Source organism: Micromonospora sp. NPDC093243, from assembly GCF_044753725.1.
Taxonomy (GTDB): domain Bacteria; phylum Actinomycetota; class Actinomycetes; order Mycobacteriales; family Micromonosporaceae; genus Micromonospora.
In genome coordinates this window covers 264,490-282,487 of sequence record NZ_JBIVNT010000003.1, presented here as the reverse complement: position 1 = coordinate 282,487, position 17,998 = coordinate 264,490, and the positions used below count along the sequence as shown (strand labels likewise).

Genomic DNA, 17,998 nt, shown 5'->3' with positions numbered 1-17,998 from the left:
CGGTCAGCGCCCGGCCACCGCCCGGGGGTCGAAGCCGTAGGGAAGTTCGAGGCGGTGCCGGGCCAGCAGGTCGGCGTCGGCGAGCAGGTCCACGGTGGGGGCGTCGGCGACGATCCGGCCGCCGTCGAGGATCACCGAGCGGTCGCAGAGCTCTGCCGCGTACGGCAGGTCGTGAGTCACCATCAGCAGGGTCACCGGCAGATCGCGCAGGATCCCGGCCAGCTCGCGCCGGGCGGCCGGGTCGAGGTTCGACGACGGCTCGTCGAGCACCAGGATCTCCGGGTGCATGGCGAGCACGGTGGCCACCGCCACCCGCCGGCGCTGCCCGAACGAGAGGTGGTGCGGGGCCCGGTCCCGGTGCGCGGACATCCCGACCGCGGCGAGCGCCTCGTCGACCCGGGCGGCCAGTTCCGCGCCACGCAGCCCGAGGTTCGCCGGGCCGAACGCCACGTCCTCGGCGACCGTGGGCAGGAAGAGCTGGTCGTCCGGGTCCTGGAAGACGATGCCCACCCGGCGCCGCACCTCGGCCAGCGTCGCCCGGTCCGGGGTGACGGTCAGCCCGCCGACGCTCACGCTCCCCTCGGTCGGCGTGAGGATGCCGTTGAGGTGCAGCACCAGCGTGGTCTTGCCGGCGCCGTTCGGGCCGAGCAGGGCCACCCGCCCGCCGCGCGGAACGGTGAGGTCCACCCCGTGCAGGGCGTGGTGGCCGTCCGGGTAGGCGTAGCGGACCCCGGTGACGTCCAGGCTGGGAGCTGTCGACTGCACGTCGCCGATCATCCCAGCACGACCGCGGTGGCGGCGATGGCGGTCGCCAGGGCCGGCACGGTGGCCGCGACCAGCCACTGCCCGGTGGTGGCCGCGCCGGCGCCCTGCCAGACCGCGGGCATCCGACCGGAGTAGCCACGGGAGAGCATCGCCAGGTAGACCCGCTCGCCGCGCTCGAAGGCCCGCAGGAAGAGCGCGCCGACGCCGGCCGCGAAGCCGCGCAGCTGCCAGAGGAAACGCGGGTCGTCGCCCCGGGAGATCCGGGCCACCCGCATCCGCCGGGCCTCGCCGACCAGCACGTCGAGGTAGCGCAGCATGAAGGTGGCGATCTGGGTGAGCACCTGTGGGCAGCGCAGCCGGTCCAGGCCGACGATCAGGTCCCGGGTGGTGGTCGTCGCGGCGAGCAGCAGCGAGACGAGCACCCCGAGGGTGCCCTTCGCCACGATGTTCCAGCTGCCGTAGAGGCCGTCCACCGAGAGGTGCAGGCCGGCCACCTCGACCCGCTCCCCGGCGCCGAGGAACGGCAGCGCGACCGCGAAGAGCAGGAACGGCAGCTCGATCAGCGCCCGGCTGAGCAGCCAGCGCGAGCCCACCCGGGCCAGCGCCGCGACCGCCGCCACCAACAGGGCGTACCCGCCGAAGGCCCAGAACGCCTCACGCGGGGTGGCCACCACCGCGATGGTGAAGACCACCATCGCCACGATCTTGACCTCGGGTGGGAGCCGGTGCACGGGCGAGCGGCTCTCTCGGTACAGCACGTGCCCGTGCCCGGCTCCCATCGTCGTCAGCTCCGGTCGGCGGAGCCGCCGGCCGCGCCGGCCGCCGCCCCGGTGGCCGCCGGCGCCGTCGGGTCGTCGCCACCGGCTGTCGCGCCGGTGCCGGCCGCCGCGCCGGTGCCGGGAGTGCGGCGGCGGAGCAGCCAGAAGGCGCCGGCCCCCACCGCGAAGGTGAGCAGCACGCCGAGGACCCCGGAGAGCCCGGTGGAGAGGAACGCGTTGTCGATGCCGCGTACGCCGTAGTCGGCGAGCGGACTGTCGGCCAGCTCGTGATCCTTGGCCTGCTGCGCCGGGCAGCTGCCGCCGGTGATGTTGTCATCGGCGTCGACGGTGCAGCCCTTGAGCAGAGAGGAGTCGAGGCCGTCCGGGTGGGACGAGGCGTAGTTGCTCACCACGCCGGCGAGCAGCAGCGCGACCAGGAGGCCGCCGACGACGAACATCCAGGGACGCTTGTTCACCGGGCACCTCCGACGGCCGGGACGGCGGGCGCGGCGACCGGGCGGAGCCCGCGCAGCGCGTAGACGAGATCGGGGCGGACCTTGGCGACGGTGACCACCGTGGTCGCGGTGATCAGGCCCTCGCCGATGCCGATCAGCAGGTGCGCGCCCGCCATCGTGCCGGCCAGGCCGGCCAGGTTGCCGCCCAGGTCGGTGGTGCCGCCCAGCCAGTACTGCAGGACGAAGCCCTGCGACGCGACCAGCACGCTGAGCACGGCGGAGACGAAGGCGGTCACCGCGAGGCCGCCGGGCGTGCGGGGCAGCACCCGCAGCAGCAGCGCGATCAGCAGGTACGCCGCGGCGGTGCCGATCAGCGCCATGTTGGTGATGTTCAGGCCGAGCATCGCCACGCCCCCGTCACCGAAGACGAGCGCCTGCACGACCAGCACCACCGCCACGCAGAGCGCGCCGACCCAGGGGCCGACCAGCATCGCGGCGAGCGCACCGCCGAGCAGGTGACCGCTCACCCCGGCGGTGAAGATCGGGAAGTTGAGCATCTGCACGGCGAAGATGAACGCGGCGACCAGGCCGGCCATCGGAGCGAGCCGGTCGTCCAGGTCCCGCCGGCCGCGAAGCACACAGATGGTCAGGGCGGCCAGTGCGAGCGCCGCGAAGACCGCGGCCACGGGACCGTTGATGATCCCGTTCGAGATGTGCATCGCCAGGGTTTCCACGCGACCTCCCACGCGTCGGCGGGGCCCTCCGCGCCGGCGGGCTCAGACTATTTCCCGAACCTTTCTCTTGCAAAGAGTTGGCATTAAGCCATGGTGTTGATCACGGACCCACCGCGTGCCGGGGCCGGCCCGTCGACCACCACCGGCGGTAGGGTCGGGCCATGACCGCTCCCGACCGCCTCTCCCCCGGTGACCCGGCCCCCGAGTTCAGCCTCCCGACCGACACCGGCGCCACGCTCTCCCTGGCCGACCTGCGCGGCCGCACGGTCATCCTCTACGCCTACCCGGCGGCGATGACCCCCGGCTGCACCAAGCAGGCCTGCGACTTCCGCGACTCGCTCGCCTCGCTCCAGGCCGCCGGCTACGAGGTGGTCGGCATCTCGCCGGACAAGCCGGAGAAGCTGGCCAAGTTCCGCGAGCGGGACGCCATCACCTTCCCGCTCGTCTCGGACCCGGACAAGGCCGTGCTCACCGCCTACGGCGCGTACGGCGAAAAGCAGCTCTACGGCAAGACGGTGACCGGGGTGATCCGCTCGACCTTCGTCATCGACCCGGACGGAAAGATCGAGCGCGCGCTCTACAACGTCAAGGCCACCGGGCACGTCGCCAAGCTCCGCCGCGACCTGGGCCTCGACTGACCCCACCGCACCGGGCCGGCACAAGTCGGCGCCTGGCCCGACACCGGTACGCCCCTGAGACGGGACGCCGGCCCCGCGACCGCCGTGGGCCGACGCTCTAGACTCAGCGGGTCGGCGGGAGTGGCGTAATGGCAGCCGCGGTAGGTTTAGGTCCTATTGTCCGAAAGGACGTGGGGGTTCGAATCCCCCCTCCCGCACCACAGCAGCCCTGTCACGAGGGTCACTATCGCGGGTCAGCACGGCTGCTGCCGTAACAGGATGGCGGGCGTGAGTTTGCGTTTCGTCCTCGACCCCGCCCTGACTCCCGAGCTGCGCGAACGGATCGTCGCGCTCTGGACGGACGTCTCCAACGCCGGCGGGGCGGTCGGCTTCGTGCCACCGGTCACGACCGACGACGTCCGTACCCTCGCGGGCCCGGCGTTCGCCGCGATCTCCGACGGCCCGGACCGACTGCTCCTCGGCTACGCGGGCGATCAGCTCGTCGCCGCGCTGATCCTCACCGACAACCGGTTCAACCTCAAGGCGCACTGGTGCGTGCTCAAGCGGGTGATGGTCCACCCGGACACGCAGGGCAAGGGGTACGGGCTCGCGCTGATGCGCGAGGCCGAGCGCCTGGGCCGGGAGCTGGGTCTGACGGCGCTGCACGTCACCCTGCGCGGCGGACTGGGGCTGGAGAACTTCTACCAGCGGCTCGGCTACCGGGAGGTCGGCCGGCTGCCCGGCGCGCTGCGGGTCGGCCCCGGCGACGACCGCGACGAGGTCCTCATGTGGCTCGACCTCGTCCCCGCCACGGCTGCCGCCGACCGGCCCTGACCGAAGCCGGGCAACCGGCCGTAGCCGCGGCCGGGCCCGGGCCGGCGTCGCGGCGGTAGGCGCTGGGTGGTCAGCTCAAGAGAGCGTCGACCCAATGGCGCGCTGCCGCAGCCGGCCGGCGGCGACCGTGGTCAGCGAGCGCAGCGGCTCCGCCAGCTCGGGCCGGCCGCGGAGCTTCTCCTCCAACCGGACCCGCCACAGCCCGGCCTCGACCAGGCCGGGCTGCTGATCGGCCGCCCAGCGCAGCCGCTCGCGCGTCTGGCCGAGCTGCGCCTGCCAGGCCGGGCCGAACAGTTCGCCGACCTCCGCGCTGAGCACGTTGAACAGGTCGTCGTCGTGGACCGAACCGACGAACACCCGGGCGGTGTCCCAGGCCACCCGAGGCTGATGCAGCACTGTCATGTCGCCACCTCCGGCTCGATGTTGAGACCATCATCGATCCGCAGGTCGCGGGACACAAGGCCGACCAGGTCAGCCGTCGACGGTCACCGGATCGCCCACCGCCAGCCGGCCGGTCCGCACCGGGACGAGGTGCAGTCCGAAGAGGAGCTTCTGCCGGACGTTGCGGTACCGGGCCAGCGTGCGCAGCGGCTCCCGGCCCCGTACCCCGGTCTCCTGGTCGGTGGTGGTCACCACGCAGCGGTCGCACGACCCGGCGGCCCGGAACTGGACGCCGCCGATCCGCAGCGACCCGCCCTCCCAACCGTCCTCGGCCCACGCCGGCGCGCCCTCGACGACCAGGTTGGGGCGGAACCGGCTCATCGGCACCGATTCCTCGCCGGCCTCGACGAGCCAGTCGTTCAGGGCGGTCAGCGACGCGGCGTTGGCCAGCAGCAGCGGGTAGGCGTCGGCGAAGCTGACCTGGTCGCCCGTGTCGTGCGCGCGCTCGTCGGCGGCGATATGCCGAGCGGGCTGGGCCAGCCAGACCAGCCGGACCGGCCGGCCGAGCAACGCGCTCAACCAGTCGTCCGCCGCCGGCCCGGCGGGCAGCGCGGGAACGGGGAGCTTGCGGCTGCGGAACGTGCGCGCCAGGACCGGCTCGCCGTCGGCCGGCTCGGGCACGTCGAGGTCGGGCTGCCCGTCGGCGCGCAGCAGCAGACCGCCGTCGCGGGGCGTCGCGCGCAGCCCGACCAGCCGGGTGGTCTCCCGTTGGGTGACGCCGACGCCGTCGGCGTCGACCACCATCCAGCGCCGGTCGCCGGCGAGCCCCCACGGCTGCACGACCGCGCCGTCGTGGTCGAGCCGGTGACAACCCTTGACCGGGTACGTGGAAATCGCCTTCAGCCGCACGCGGCTACCATGCCACGCCGATGCCGTCCCCGGGGTACCAGTGGTTGGCCGGGGTCTCCCGGTAGGCGAGGAACCGTCGGCCGGTCCGCTCGGCGTGCTCGGCGAGGACGTTGGTGGCCGTGACGTTGTCGGTGAGCAGCATCGCGCCCGGGGCGAGCTTCGGCTCCACCGCCTCGAACTCGCGCTTCTCGTGAGCCCGGCTGTGGTCGCTGTCGTGCAGGAAGAGGTCGACCGGTCGGTCGAGCGCGGCGATCGAGGCGATGGAGTCGCCGATCACGAGGTCGACCACCTCCGACCAGGGCGTGGCGCGGGCCAGGTAGCCCGCCTCGGGGTTGATGTCCAGCGAGGTGAGCCGCCCAGGGTGCCCCTCCTCGGCGTTGCGCAGCAGGGCCGAGGCGAGTACGCAACTGCCGAGTCCCTTGTCCACTCCGGTCTCGACCACATGCGACGGACGGGTGGCCCGGACGATGGCGTACCAACCGATCCGGCGGGCGTATCGGACCTGCTTGTCGGCGAGGCCACGGCGGGCGGCGCCGGCGGTGGCCTGTTCGATGTGCCGGCGCAGCACGTCGTCGGACTCGATCTCGGCGAGGTAGCCGCGGACCTGCTTCACCGGCAGGTCGCAGACGACGCTGACAAACCAGGCCAGGTGGTGGCGGCTGAGCTTGGTCAGCTCGTACGTGTAGTTGTGGTGCTCCCGGGAGGTGACCAGCCAGCGGGCCGAGGTGCGCAGCACCTTGGCGTCGTGGCGGGCGACCCGGGCCAGCCGCTTGGGGAAGGCGGCAACGGGGGCGAGGGGGGTACGGGCGATCGCCCGCCGGAGCTTCGTTGCATCCACGGGTTGGTTCATACCAGCTGAAGCTGGCCGATGGCTGAAAATGCTCATGTTCGATATGCGCGACGACGGCGGCCGACCGGTGCGCGGTCCTGGCCGGACGAGGGTACGCGAGCCGGAATCTGAATCAGTAGCATCGCGCCCATGCCACGTCGAGAGCAGACCGCGGACCCCGGCTCGGACGAGACGAACGGGTTGACCGGTGGACCGGAGCAGGAGCCGACCGGGGCGCAGCCACCCCGGCGGCGGCGGTGGCGGCGGATAGTCCTGATCAGTCTGCTGGTGGTGGCGCTGCTGGGCGCCGGTGGCGCGGTAGCCGGCGGGCTCTACCTGCGTTCGGTGGAGTCGGGCATCGAGCGGGTCGACGCCTTCGAGGACGTGCCCGAGGAGGCCCGCCCGCAGCCGGTCGTCAAGGGCGCGATGAACATCATGATCCTGGGCAGCGACACCCGCGATCCAGAGCGGACGGAGGGTTCCCGGACCGACACCATCATCCTGGCTCACCTGCCGAAGGACCGGTCGAGCGCGCAGCTGATCTCGATCCCCCGCGACACCTGGGTGCCGGTGCCAAAGTCGAAGGACGGCAACCACGGCGGCCGGGACGCGAAGGTCAACGCCGCCTACGCCTGGGGCGGTGTGCCGCTGATGGTGCAGACCGTGGAGAAGTTCACCGACGTCCGGATCGACCACGTCGCCATCATCGACTTCGCCGGTTTCAAGGAGATCATCGACGCCCTCGGCGGGATCGACGTCAACGTGGAGAAGAACTTCACGTCGATCCACCCGCCGTTCCGCGCCTTCAAGCAGGGGGTGCAGCGGATGGACGGCGAGACGGCGCTCGACTACTCGCGCCAGCGCAAGCAGTTCCCGGACGGCGACTTCGCCCGGATCCGGCACCAGCAGCAGGTCATCAAGGCGATCCTGGACAAGGCGTCCTCCGGTGGCCTGCTGACGAACCCCGGCAAGCTGAACTCGTTCCTGCAGGCCACCTCGAACTCGGTCTCGGTCGACAAGAACATGTCCCTGCTGGACATGGCGAACCAGATGCGCGGGGTGCGCGGCAGCAACCTGACGTTCCTCACCAGCCCTACCAAGGGCACCGGCACGGTCGGTTCGGAGAGCGTGGTCTTCGCCGACACGAAGCGGATCCCGTCGTTCTACGAGGCGGTGCGGCGGGACGCGGTGCCGGACATCATCGCGCAGGGCAAGAAGTAGCCGACCGGGTCGCCCGACGGACGGCCCGAACACCGACACGCGAAACGGGCGGTGGCCACGAGGCCACCGCCCGTTTCGCGTCGCTCGTTGGGCGCTCGATCAGTACGCGCCGCGGCGGGCCAGCACCACGCTGGCCGTCCGCCAGAGGATGCCCAGGTCGTAGACGAGCGACCAGTTGTCCACGTAGTGCAGGTCCAGCCGGACCGCGTCGTCCCAGGTGAGGTCGGAGCGGCCGGAGATCTGCCAGAGCCCGGTGATGCCGGGGCGTACCAGCAGCCGCCGCCGCACGTCGCCCCGGTAGTCGTCGTCCTCGGTGGGCAGCGGGCGCGGACCGACCAGCGACATCTGCCCGAACACCACGTTGATCAGCTGGGGCAGCTCGTCCAGCGAGAGCGCCCGCAGGTGCCGGCCGATCGGGGTGACCCGAGGATCGTCCTTGATCTTGAAGAGCAGGCCGTCGCTCTCGTTCTGCCCCCGCAACGCCTCCAGCCGCTGCTCGGCGTCGGTGTACATGGTCCGGAACTTCCACACCTTGAACGCGCGGCCCTGGTAACCGATCCGGGTTTGCCGGAACATCACCGGACCCGGGTCGGCGAACTTGATGGCGATCGCGATCGCGAGCAGCACCGGGCTGAGCAGCACTAGTCCGAGCAGCGCGGCGGCCCGGTCGAGCACGCTCTTGGTCAGCAGCGAGAGGCCCGAGATGGTCGGCTCCTCGACGTTGAGCAGCGGCAGCCCCTCGATCGGGCGGACGTGGATGCGGGGACCGGTGACGTCGGTGACCTGCGGCACCACCACCAGGTTCAGCCCGGTGCCCTCCATCTGCCAGGCCAGCTTGCGCAGCTCGTACGACTCCAGGCTGGCCGGACCGCACACGGCGATGGTGTCCGCGCCGAGCTGCTGCACCAGCGGCACCAGGTCCCAGCCCACGTAGACCGGCACCGGGGCGGTCACCCGCTCCCCCGGCCGCGGGTGGTTCGGCAGGTGGATGCCGATCGGGTAGAACCCGGCGCCCGGGTTGCGGGTCACCACCTCGTGCAGCGCGAGCGCGTCGGAGAGCCGGCCTACCAACAGCACCTTCTGCGACGCCCGCCCGCTACGCCGGATGCGGCGCAGCACCACCCGGGCCGCGAACCGGGCCACCAGGGCGTAGAGCAGCAGGCATAGGATGATCGCGGCGACGGTCGCCCGGGACAGGTCCTTCTTGAAGCCGAGGGCCAGGAACGACACCGCGGCGGCCATCGCCACGTTGGCCCGGACCACCCGCTTGAGCTCCTCGGTGCCACGCCCGAGCGCCTGCCGGTCGTACGCGCCGAGAGCGGCGAGCATGACCAGCCAGCCCAGCGGCACACCGACGTTGGCCACCAGCGAGAACGAGCTGATGCCACCCAGGACCTGCTGGTCCCAGAAGCCGGCGTCGGCCTCGTCGAGCGCGACCACGACCGTCCGGCTGGCCGCCAGCGCGGCGAGGGCGTCGAGCAGGACCAGCCAGGCCACGTAGCGCCGGCGCCAGACCGCTCGCGGGGCCACCGGACGACCGAACGCCGATCGGGGCATACCGTTGGATGGCGGTGTGATGACCCCGAAATCGGGGTCGAACCTCGGCGTCGCCTGCGGCGCGACAGCCTGGAGGAACTGAGTGTGCGCGGACACGACCTTCCTTTCCCACATCGCCCCCGACGGGAGATCGCGACGAGCACCCTATGCGCTGGCGCGGTGCCCTGCCTAGTGGCGATTCGGCCGTACCTGGCCTGGTCTGATCAGTTCGTCGACTGTCGATGGCGCGACCGAAGCTCCTGCATCAGCGCGTCGTGGGCGGGTTTCGGCCTGAATTCCCCGTCGTAGACGCAGGCGGCTCCGTAGCCCGGGAAGTGTGCGCCGATCCAGCTGCTGCCGTCGGAGAACCCCCAGAGCGTGAACGACTCGCAGGTCGACACGGCCAGACAGGTCGTGAGCATGTGCTGGTAGAGCAGCGCCTGCGAAACCAGCTTCTCCGGCGTCGCCGGCAGCTTGACCCGGACGTCGAGTTCGGTGATGGCTACCGACACACCCAGATCCGCGAACCGCTGAAGGTTTCCGGCAATGCCGGTGGGTGCCTGATCGGCACGCAGGTGGCTCTGGAAGCCGACACCGTGCACCGGCACTCCACGCGCCCGGAGCTCGCGGACCAAGCCCAGCAGGGCGTCCGCCTTCTTGGACCGGCCCTCCGCCCCGTAGTCGTTGATGAAGAGTCGGGCGTCGGGGTCGGCCTCGTACGCCCAACGGAACGCGTCGGCGATGTAGCCGGGCCCGAGTTTGCGCAGGAAGATGTTGTCCCGCAGAGTCCCGTCCTCGTTCAGCGCCTCGTTCACCACGTCCCAGGCCCAGACCTTGCCCCGGTAGCGGGTGACGACGGCGACGATGTGCTCCCGCACCAGCGCGCGAAGACGCTCGGCTGACCAGTCGTCGGTCACCCAGGACGGAACGCTGGTGTGCCAGACCAGGGTGTGGCCGTAGACGGCCTGACCGTGCGCGTGGGCGAACTCCACGAGCCGGTCGGCTGCGGTCCAGTCGTACTCTCCCCGTCGGGGCTCGAGGCTCGCCCACTTCATCACGTTCTCGGCCGTCACCGCGTTGAAGTTGGCGGCGAGCGTCTCGCGATATTGCTGGTCGGCGGCGAGCCGTCGCCCGTCGACCGCGGAGCCGATCCGCATGTTCGGCGACGCGAGGCCGCGCAGCCCGGACCACGACGGCGAGGGCGAGGGGGAAGCGGACGGCAACGTCTGCGTTTCGCCCCGTTGTGACTGGGCGACGAGCACCCCGCCGACCGCGACGGTGGCCACCACGGTCAGCGCGGCCAGCCGGATCAGGCCGTGCTGTCGACGTCGACGTCGGGCGTCAACTGCGGGATCCGCCGCGTCGTCCACCGTCCTTGCCGCCTGCCGAGTGACGTCCCTGGTGGGATCGGCCGCACGGACGGCAGATCCGACGGGGACAACTCCAGTCATCACGATCCCCAAGCAGCGAGGCCAGCACGAACGAGCCCGACGGTCGCGGTTGGACGGTTCTACTCGGCGAGTCGCTCCGCCGCCCGGGCCGCCAGCCGACGGATCACCGCCCGGCGGCGGTGACCAACCACTTGCCGACCTCACTCGCCGCGCGCACCGCCACGATACACAGGGCGAGTCCCGGAATGCGCGGGCGACTGTACTTCTTGATCATCTTGCGCCAGGCGGCGACGCCGGCGAGGCGCCGTCGGCTGATGTTGCCGCTGTGCCGGTGGAACCGGACGACCGGCTGGTCGAGTCGTTGCAGGTGCACGCCGGTGCTCAGGGCACGCAGCACCAGCTCGACATCCACTTTGATCGACATCTGCTCGTCATATCCGCCGAGTTGAAGCAGCAGCTGGCGGTCGATGGACATGCCGGAGTGCTTGAAGGGCAGCCGTGGCCGGGTCAGCACGGACCAGAGCATCCGACGCGAGTCGGGGTAGGACGGAAGCCTGATCACCCTTGCCGAGTCGCCGACGAACTCCTCGTAGTCGGTGTAGACCCAGCGGGCGCCCGTGCGAGACAGGAAGTCGTGGATCCGGGCCAGACCATCGGGGGCCAGTTCGTCGTCCGAGTCGAGCACGGTGACGGTCCTGCCCCGGGCCACCCGCAGGGCCGCGTTGCGCGCGGCGCTGATGCCCGTCGGCTCCTGCCGGACGACGAGAATCCGTCGGTCTGTCAGCAGGCCCGCCTCGGCCAGCCCGTCCCGAGCGGGTACGGCCGATCCGTCATCCACCACGACGATCTCGAAATCGCTGAAGCTGTTGGCGAGCACGCTCTGGATGGACTTCACCAGCAGTTGGGGTCGGTCCCGGACGGCGATGCAGACCGAGATCGCGGGGGTGACCCGTTCGGCCGCCCGCACCAGCGACACGGTCGACGCGTCGACGGCCGGCATCATCAGCACCGTGGGCTCGTCGATCTTTGACAGCTGGGGCTCCTGATCGGACGGGAGCGTGCTGCCGGCGGAGTCACGCAGCGAAGGCGTCGAGTAGGCGGGGTGGCTCGTCACGGACGAAGGCCGTTTCGCAGCCCGGATGGGCTACCGGTGCCGCCCGGCAGGTCGGCTCCACCGGTCGACACGGCTCCGCGATCCAACACGTCCATACCTTCGCCACCCCCATGAAAGCCACCATTTGCAGCGACATTTTCAGCGACGCGTTCGTAGGAACGTTCCCTTGATCGACGACAATGAAGATCCATCGCGCAACAACAGGGAGTATAGCCACCGCTACACCCCCGCACCATCACCTATCAGTCAGCACGATGAGGGCCGGAAATCGCTGATGCAGCCAGGGATTCGCTGGTCAGAGACCTATTGCGGCGCCGGTCAGGCATACCGCCGAAGCAGCCGGCCGAACTGGCACCGTCCGGTGGAATCCACATTGACCAAAAATACGATCTTGACGGCGGCACGGGTTGTTCGTGGTGTGCGAATGACGGGCGAAGGCGAACAACCGGGGTATGTCTACGCTTACATTCCCATGTGTCCGATCCGGTGTAATCGTCCGATCACGAGCCGGCGGCCGGCCACTCCGCGGCACCCGGCGGTCAGCCGGTCGGCGATCGCCGACGGACGAGCAGCACGGCCAGAATGACGAGCCCGACGAGCAGCACGCCGGATCCGACCAGCAGGGGAAGGACCAGACCCGACCCATCCCCCTGCGCGCTGTCCAACCGCTCGCGCTCGGCGGCGTTCTGCCGGTACGCCTGCGCGAGCAGGTTGGCGGGTGCCGCGCTGGCGGCCTTCTCCAACTGGGTGACAGCGACTGACAGGTCGCCGCCGAAGTACGCGTCCAGCCCGCTGCGGTAGATCTTGTCGGTGTCGCCGAGCGTGTTGGCGACTCCGGCCTCGTCGAGAAGTGCGCCGATCGTCGACGCCGGCACCACCGCCCGGTTCGCCTTGTCCGGTAGCGCCTGGTCCTGGTCGACCACACCCGCTACCCGGCCGCTGGGATCGAGGGCGATACCACCGTGCGACACGGTCCCGAGGTCTCCGCTGATCCGGTACATCGAGACCGAGCCGAGCCGGCTCGTGCCGGTGACCGTCACCTTCTTCGACTGGGGACGGTAGACAGCGTTGCGGAAGACGGTGTCGGTGGTTCGGAAGCCGAGGATGAACAGCGAGGCGTCCTGGTCGAGGCTCGCCGACCGGTTGAGTTCCACCGCCGGCAGATTCTCCTGGCCAAGCTTGATCAATGCAGTGCTGCCACTCTCCGCGGGCAGGGCCCGAACGACCTCGGCCCGGATGGCCGGCTCCTTCGACACGTTGCCCTTGGCGTTGTTGAGCTGCCCGTACACCTCACTGACCGGCTTGGTGCCCGGTTCGGCGCCGGTGAACCGCACCTTGGGCAGGTTGGTCCGGATGTAGTTGGCGACCTCCTCACTGGGAAGCTTCTTCTCCTGCACGAGCACCCGGGCGAGCGCGTCGACGGCGATCCACCGGGCGTGATCCTCGTCCGGCGCGACGCAGGAGCCGCTGGTGACGGCGTGGCCGCTCGAACTCACCAGGAAGCCGCTGCATCGGCGGATGAAGCTGACGGGGGTGGGGCGTACCAGGGCATTCGTCGTGGCGTCGCGGACATAACCGGTGAAGATCGCCTCGACGAAGACCAGCGACGGCGCGGCCACCGCGAGGGCGTGCTCCTCCGGGCTGTAGAGGGCGGCCTGCGCCCACGGCTTCAGCCCCGGCTCGACCGGTTCGGCGGTGGGGGCCGCAGTGGCGACGATCGTCGGCAGAGGGTCCGGATCGGCCTGGTCGTTGCCGGCGATGGCCCAGACGCCGACGCCGCTGCCCACGGCCGCCACCAGCACGAGCGCGGCCACCCCCGCCCAGAGTCCGGTACGTCGCCGCGGCGGCTCCGACGGCTTGATCCGCCGGACCGGGGCGTTGAACGGGTCGTAGGACGGCGGGTCCGAAGGAGCGGCGGACACCGGTGCGGGTGAGTGGGGTGCGTCGACAGCGGGCTGCGGGGTCGGCGCGGGCTGCACGGTGGGCAGCGGGCCGGCGTGCAGCGCCCAGGGTGCGAACGATCCGCCGGACGTCGGCTGCGGAGCGCCGGAGACGGGCTGCGGTGGCGCGGAGACCTGATGTGGAGCGCCGGAGACCGACTGCGGTGGTGCGGAGACCTGCTGCGGCACCCCGGACACCGACTGCGGCGGCCCGGAAACCTGCTGCGGCACCCCGGAGACCGGCTCCGTGCCGCCCTGATCGTCCGTCGGTACCAGCTGGTACTCCTGCCCCAACGCGCGGAACAGCTTCTCGGCGCCCGGGCCAACCTCTGCTGGATAGGCCACCCACGGCTCCGCCGCGGAGAAGTCGGCGTACGCGAAGGCCTGGCCGCCCGGCGTCTGGGACATGGCGTCGGCGGTACCGGCGAAGCTCTCCCGCCAGCCCGGTGTGTTCGCGGCCGCAGCGTCCAGCACCGCCACCGTCACGAACCGGCCCTGCCCGTCGATCGCGGCCCAGGCCTTGCCCACGGGGCAGGTGCCCAACAAGTGGGTGAACCGGTACGGGCCAACCGACTGCATGCGCACTCCTCTGCTCGACCGCCGTGCGGATCCTACAGAGGGGACGCTCACGAGTCCGTCCGCCGGTCGGCCGACCGACAGCCACCGAGAGGATGCGGCGGCACGGCGGGGTTGCTCTCTGAAAGTTTTCATGCATAGAGTCACGGTGTGAATGAAGGAGCTGTCGCCGCGCCCACCGAGCGGGTGCTCGATCTGTTCCACGGGGTGCGCCTCACCCCCACCCAGCGCCGGATCGCGCACTGTCTGGTGCAGCACGCGCCGGCCGCGGCGTACCTCTCGGCCGCCGAGGTGGCCGAGCTCGCCGGGGTCAGCCAGCCCTCGGTCACCCGGTTCGCGGTCGCGCTCGGCCACGACGGCTACCCCGCGCTGCGCCGCCGGCTCCGCGAGCTGACCGCCGGCGCGCTCGGGGGTCCGACCGACGCCGGCAACGAACTCCAGCAGGCGGTCCGCGCCGAGATCGGCAACCTGGACCGGCTGACCGACCAGCTCGCCGACCGGGACCGGATCGCCGAGACGGGCCGGCAGCTCGCCGCCAGCCGCCCGCTGCCGGTGCTCGGCCTGCGCGCCGCCGCGCCGCTGGCCGCGTACTTCGCCTACTTCGCCGCCAAGGTGCACCCCGACGTCCGGGTGCTCGACGACGGCGGCAGCCTGCTCACCGACCGCCTGGAGCAGGCGGCCGAGGCCGGCGCCTCGGCGGTACTGGCCTTCGTACTGCCCCGCTACCCCCGGGAGACCCTGGACGCGCTGCGCGACGCACGCGCCGCCGGGTTGACCGTGGTGGCGATCACCGACTCGCCGGTCAGCCCGGCCACCGAACACGCCGACGTGGTGCTGCCCGCCGCGGTCGGCGCCCAACTCGTCTTCGACCTGCACACCGCCCCGATGACCCTGGCCATGGTGCTGCTCCAGGCGATCTGCGACGCCGCCCCCGCCGACACCCAGCGCCGGCTGGAAGCGTTCGAGGCGTCCGCCGCCCGCCGACAGCTGTTCCTCGGCTGAGAGGAGAACCGAGATGTCCCAACCGGTCCGCGCCGCCCGCGGCGTCGAGCGCACTGCCCGCGGCTGGCCGCAGGAGGCCGCGCTGCGGATGCTGATGAACAACCTGGACCCGGAGGTCGCCGAGCGCCCCGAGGACCTGGTGGTCTACGGCGGCACCGGCAAGGCGGCCCGCGACTGGCCGTCCTACCACGCGCTGGTACGTACCCTCACCGATCTGCGTGACGACGAGACGATGCTGGTGCAGTCCGGTCGACCGGTCGGGGTCATGCGCACCCACGAGTGGGCGCCGCGGGTGCTGCTGGCCAACTCCAACCTGGTCGGCGACTGGGCCACCTGGCCGGAGTTCCGCCGCCTCGAGCAGCTCGGCCTGACCATGTACGGGCAGATGACCGCCGGCTCCTGGATCTACATCGGCACCCAGGGCATCCTCCAGGGCACCTACGAGACCTTCGCCGCGGTCGCGGCCAAGCGGTTCGGCGGCACACTGGCCGGGACGCTGACGCTCACCGCCGGCTGCGGCGGAATGGGCGGGGCACAGCCGCTCGCGGTCACCATGAACGGCGGCGTCTGTCTGATCGTCGACGTGGACCGCAGCCGGCTGGACCGGCGGGTGCACGACCGCTACCTCGACGAGGTCGCCGACTCCCTGGACGACGCGGTCGAGCGCGCGCTGGCGGCCAAGCGGGACCGCCGGGCACTGAGCGTCGGCGTGGTCGGCAACGCCGCCGCCGTCTTCCCGGAGCTGCTGCGCCGGGGCGTCGCCATCGACATCGTCACCGACCAGACCAGCGCGCACGATCCGCTGTCGTACCTGCCCGAGGGGGTCGAGCTGGCCGACGCCCGGGACTACGCGGCGGCCAAGCCGGCTGAGTTCACCGACCGGTCCCGGGCGTCGATGGCGAAGCACGTCGAGGCGATGGTCGGCTTCCTCGACGCCGGCGCGGAGGTCTTCGACTACGGCAACTCGATCCGGGGCGAGGCACAGCTGGGCGGCTTTGAGCGCGCCTTCGACTTCCCCGGCTTCGTGCCGGCCTACATCCGGCCGCTGTTCTGCGAGGGCAAGGGCCCGTTCCGGTGGGCGGCGCTCTCCGGCGACCCGGCCGACATCGCCGCCACCGACCGGGCGATCCTGGAGCTCTTCCCGGAGAACGAGTCGCTCGCCCGGTGGATCCGGCTGGCCGGGGAGCGGGTCGCGTTCCAGGGCCTGCCGGCCCGGATCTGCTGGCTGGGCTACGGCGAGCGGGACAAGGCCGGCGTACGGTTCAACGAGATGGTCGCCTCCGGCGAGCTCTCCGCCCCGGTGGTGATCGGCCGGGACCACCTGGACACCGGCAGCGTGGCCAGCCCCTACCGGGAGACCGAGGCGATGGCCGACGGCTCCGACGCGATCGCCGACTGGCCGTTGCTCAACGCGCTGGTCAACACGGCCAGCGGCGCGTCCTGGGTCTCCATCCACCACGGCGGTGGGGTGGGCATGGGCCGGTCGATCCACGCCGGCCAGGTCTGCGTCGCCGACGGCAGCGCGCTCGCCGGTCAGAAGATCGAGCGGGTGCTGACCAACGACCCGGCGATGGGCGTGATCCGGCACGTGGACGCCGGCTACGACACCGCCCGCGAGGTGGCCGAGCGGACCGGCGTGCGGGTGCCGATGGCCGAGGGAAGCGCGTGAGCGCGAGGAGTGCAGCGCAGCGGAGCCCCGCCACCGCGAACAAGAGGAGTACCGCGTGAGCGACCTCGCCGCCCGGTTCCGGGCGCTCTGGGACGAGATCGCGCCGATCGGGCGGGACGCCGGCAGCGGCGGCTACCTGCGCTACGCGCTGACCGAGCCGGAGCTGCGACTGCGGGCCTGGTACCGGGAGCAGGCCGACCGGCGCGGGCTGCCGGTCACCGAGGACGGCAACGGCAACCTCCTCGCCTGGTGGGGCGAGGCGGACGCCGGGAACGCGGTGCTGACCGGCAGCCACTTCGACTCGGTGCCGCACGGCGGCGCGTACGACGGTCCGCTCGGTATCGTCAGCGCGTTCCTCGCCCTGGACGAGCTGCGCGCCGCGGGCGTCACCCCGGCCCGGCCGGTGGTCGTCGGCGCGTTCGTCGAGGAGGAGGGGGCCCGGTTCGGCGTACCGTGCCTGGGTTCCCGGCTGCTCACCGGCGCACTGCCGGCGCAGCGGGCGGCGGCGCTGCGGGACGCCGACGGGGTCAGCTTCGCCGACGCGTTGGGCCACCCGCCGGCGGGCGCCCGACCGGAGCTGCTCGGCCGGTTCTCCTCCTTCGTGGAGCTGCACGTCGAGCAGGGCCGCGCGCTGGCCGACACCTCAGCGCCGGTGGCGGTGGCCAGTGCCATCTGGCCGCACGGGCGTTGGCGCTTCGACTTCACCGGCGAGGGCAACCACGCCGGCACCACCCGGATGGCCGACCGCCGCGACCCGATGCTGACGTACGCGTTCACCGTGCTGGCGGCGAACAAGGAGGCCCGGCTGCGCGGCGCGCACGCCACTGTGGGCCGGGTGTCGGTGGAGCCGAACGCCACCAACGCGATCCCGTCGAAGGTGACCGGCTGGCTGGACGCCCGCGCGGCCGAGCCGGAGACGCTGGCCGGCCTGGTCGAGGCGGTGCACGGCAAGGCCGTCGAGCGGGCCCGGCGCGACGGCACCGAGATGACGGTGACCGAGGAGTCCGCCACCCCGCTGGTCGCCTTCGACGGCGGGCTGGCCGACCGGCTGGCCCGGCTGCTCGACGCGCCGGTGCTGCCGACCGGAGCCGGACACGACGCCGGCGTCCTCGCCGCGCACCTGCCGACCGCCATGCTCTTCGTCCGCAATCCGACCGGTGTGTCGCACTCCCCGGCCGAGTCGGCGAGCGACGATGACTGCGCCGCCGGGGTGACCGCGCTGGCCCGGGTGCTGGCGGAGCTGGCATGTTGACGGCCGTCGCCGCGG

General features: G+C 71.8%; 17 protein-coding genes and 1 tRNA gene. 7 read left to right on the top strand and 11 right to left on the bottom strand.

What is annotated here, in order from left to right:
- Positions 1-3: 3 nt before the first annotated feature.
- From ACIP9D_RS10920 to ACIP9D_RS10905, 4 genes are read right to left on the bottom strand one after another with little or no spacing between them, the layout of a single operon-like run.
- Positions 4-777 carry an ABC transporter ATP-binding protein gene (locus tag ACIP9D_RS10920; protein ID WP_350869316.1) on the bottom strand — a complete coding sequence of 258 codons (774 nt, stop codon included), beginning with the start codon at positions 775-777 and terminating at the stop codon, positions 4-6.
- On the bottom strand, positions 774-1,544 hold the full coding sequence (cbiQ, locus tag ACIP9D_RS10915; RefSeq protein ID WP_350869314.1) for a cobalt ECF transporter T component CbiQ: 771 nt from the start codon (positions 1,542-1,544) through the stop codon (positions 774-776). The genes ACIP9D_RS10920 and cbiQ overlap by 4 nt, the downstream gene beginning before the upstream one ends.
- Before the next feature lie 5 nt (positions 1,545-1,549).
- Positions 1,550-1,999: a PDGLE domain-containing protein gene (locus ACIP9D_RS10910; RefSeq protein ID WP_350869311.1), complete on the bottom strand. Its 450-nt coding sequence runs from the start codon at positions 1,997-1,999 to the stop codon at positions 1,550-1,552.
- The gene (locus ACIP9D_RS10905; protein WP_350869309.1) at positions 1,996-2,712 is read right to left on the bottom strand and encodes an energy-coupling factor ABC transporter permease; all 717 of its coding nucleotides are present in this window, start codon (positions 2,710-2,712) and stop codon (positions 1,996-1,998) included. The genes ACIP9D_RS10910 and ACIP9D_RS10905 overlap by 4 nt, the downstream gene beginning before the upstream one ends.
- A 161-nt stretch (positions 2,713-2,873) precedes the next feature.
- Between ACIP9D_RS10905 and bcp the strand changes: the two genes are divergently transcribed.
- From bcp to ACIP9D_RS10890, 3 genes are all read left to right on the top strand, one after another.
- The gene (bcp, locus tag ACIP9D_RS10900) at positions 2,874-3,350 is read left to right on the top strand and encodes a thioredoxin-dependent thiol peroxidase (protein ID WP_350869307.1); all 477 of its coding nucleotides are present in this window, start codon (positions 2,874-2,876) and stop codon (positions 3,348-3,350) included.
- 114 nt (positions 3,351-3,464) lie between these two features.
- Positions 3,465-3,550 (top strand) — tRNA-Leu (locus tag ACIP9D_RS10895).
- A 67-nt stretch (positions 3,551-3,617) separates the two neighbouring features.
- Positions 3,618-4,163 (top strand): GNAT family N-acetyltransferase, encoded by a 546-nt coding sequence (locus ACIP9D_RS10890; RefSeq protein ID WP_350869305.1) that lies wholly within the window; start codon positions 3,618-3,620, stop codon positions 4,161-4,163.
- 75 nt (positions 4,164-4,238) lie between these two features.
- On the opposite strand, the gene ACIP9D_RS10885 is transcribed toward ACIP9D_RS10890, so the two are convergent.
- From ACIP9D_RS10885 to ACIP9D_RS10875, 3 genes are all read right to left on the bottom strand, one after another.
- Complete coding sequence (locus ACIP9D_RS10885; protein WP_350869304.1) at positions 4,239-4,565, bottom strand: hypothetical protein; 327 nt, start codon at positions 4,563-4,565, stop codon at positions 4,239-4,241.
- Positions 4,566-4,634: 69 nt separating this feature from the next.
- Positions 4,635-5,453 carry an MOSC domain-containing protein gene (locus ACIP9D_RS10880; protein ID WP_350869302.1) on the bottom strand — a complete coding sequence of 273 codons (819 nt, stop codon included), beginning with the start codon at positions 5,451-5,453 and terminating at the stop codon, positions 4,635-4,637.
- A 4-nt stretch (positions 5,454-5,457) separates the two neighbouring features.
- A complete protein-coding gene (locus ACIP9D_RS10875) occupies positions 5,458-6,291 on the bottom strand; it encodes a class I SAM-dependent methyltransferase (protein WP_350869300.1) in 834 nt (277 codons plus the stop codon).
- 141 nt (positions 6,292-6,432) lie between these two features.
- Here ACIP9D_RS10875 and ACIP9D_RS10870 point away from each other — a divergent pair, with 141 nt between their 5' ends.
- A complete protein-coding gene (locus ACIP9D_RS10870; RefSeq protein ID WP_350869297.1) occupies positions 6,433-7,503 on the top strand; it encodes an LCP family protein in 1,071 nt (356 codons plus the stop codon).
- Between the two features lie 99 nt (positions 7,504-7,602).
- Here ACIP9D_RS10870 and ACIP9D_RS10865 read toward each other — a convergent pair whose 3' ends face one another.
- From ACIP9D_RS10865 to ACIP9D_RS10850, 4 genes are all read right to left on the bottom strand, one after another.
- A complete protein-coding gene (locus ACIP9D_RS10865) occupies positions 7,603-9,060 on the bottom strand; it encodes a sugar transferase (protein ID WP_350869949.1) in 1,458 nt (485 codons plus the stop codon).
- Between the two features lie 203 nt (positions 9,061-9,263).
- On the bottom strand, positions 9,264-10,409 hold the full coding sequence (locus ACIP9D_RS10860) for an endo-1,4-beta-xylanase (protein ID WP_350869294.1): 1,146 nt from the start codon (positions 10,407-10,409) through the stop codon (positions 9,264-9,266).
- Between the two features lie 184 nt (positions 10,410-10,593).
- Positions 10,594-11,544: a glycosyltransferase gene (locus ACIP9D_RS10855; RefSeq protein WP_350869291.1), complete on the bottom strand. Its 951-nt coding sequence runs from the start codon at positions 11,542-11,544 to the stop codon at positions 10,594-10,596.
- 539 nt (positions 11,545-12,083) lie between these two features.
- A complete protein-coding gene (locus ACIP9D_RS10850) occupies positions 12,084-14,063 on the bottom strand; it encodes a hypothetical protein (RefSeq protein WP_350869289.1) in 1,980 nt (659 codons plus the stop codon).
- Between the two features lie 147 nt (positions 14,064-14,210).
- On the opposite strand from ACIP9D_RS10850, the gene ACIP9D_RS10845 reads away from it, so the two are divergent.
- From ACIP9D_RS10845 to ACIP9D_RS10835, 3 genes are read left to right on the top strand one after another with little or no spacing between them, the layout of a single operon-like run.
- Entirely contained in the window at positions 14,211-15,062 is an 852-nt protein-coding gene (locus ACIP9D_RS10845) for a MurR/RpiR family transcriptional regulator (RefSeq protein WP_350869286.1), read from the top strand.
- Positions 15,063-15,075: 13 nt separating this feature from the next.
- Positions 15,076-16,731, top strand: coding sequence for a urocanate hydratase (gene hutU, locus ACIP9D_RS10840; RefSeq protein ID WP_350869284.1), 1,656 nt, complete (start codon positions 15,076-15,078; stop codon positions 16,729-16,731).
- Between the two features lie 55 nt (positions 16,732-16,786).
- The gene (locus ACIP9D_RS10835) at positions 16,787-17,983 is read left to right on the top strand and encodes an allantoate amidohydrolase (protein ID WP_350869282.1); all 1,197 of its coding nucleotides are present in this window, start codon (positions 16,787-16,789) and stop codon (positions 17,981-17,983) included.
- The last annotated feature ends 15 nt before the right edge of the window (positions 17,984-17,998 follow it).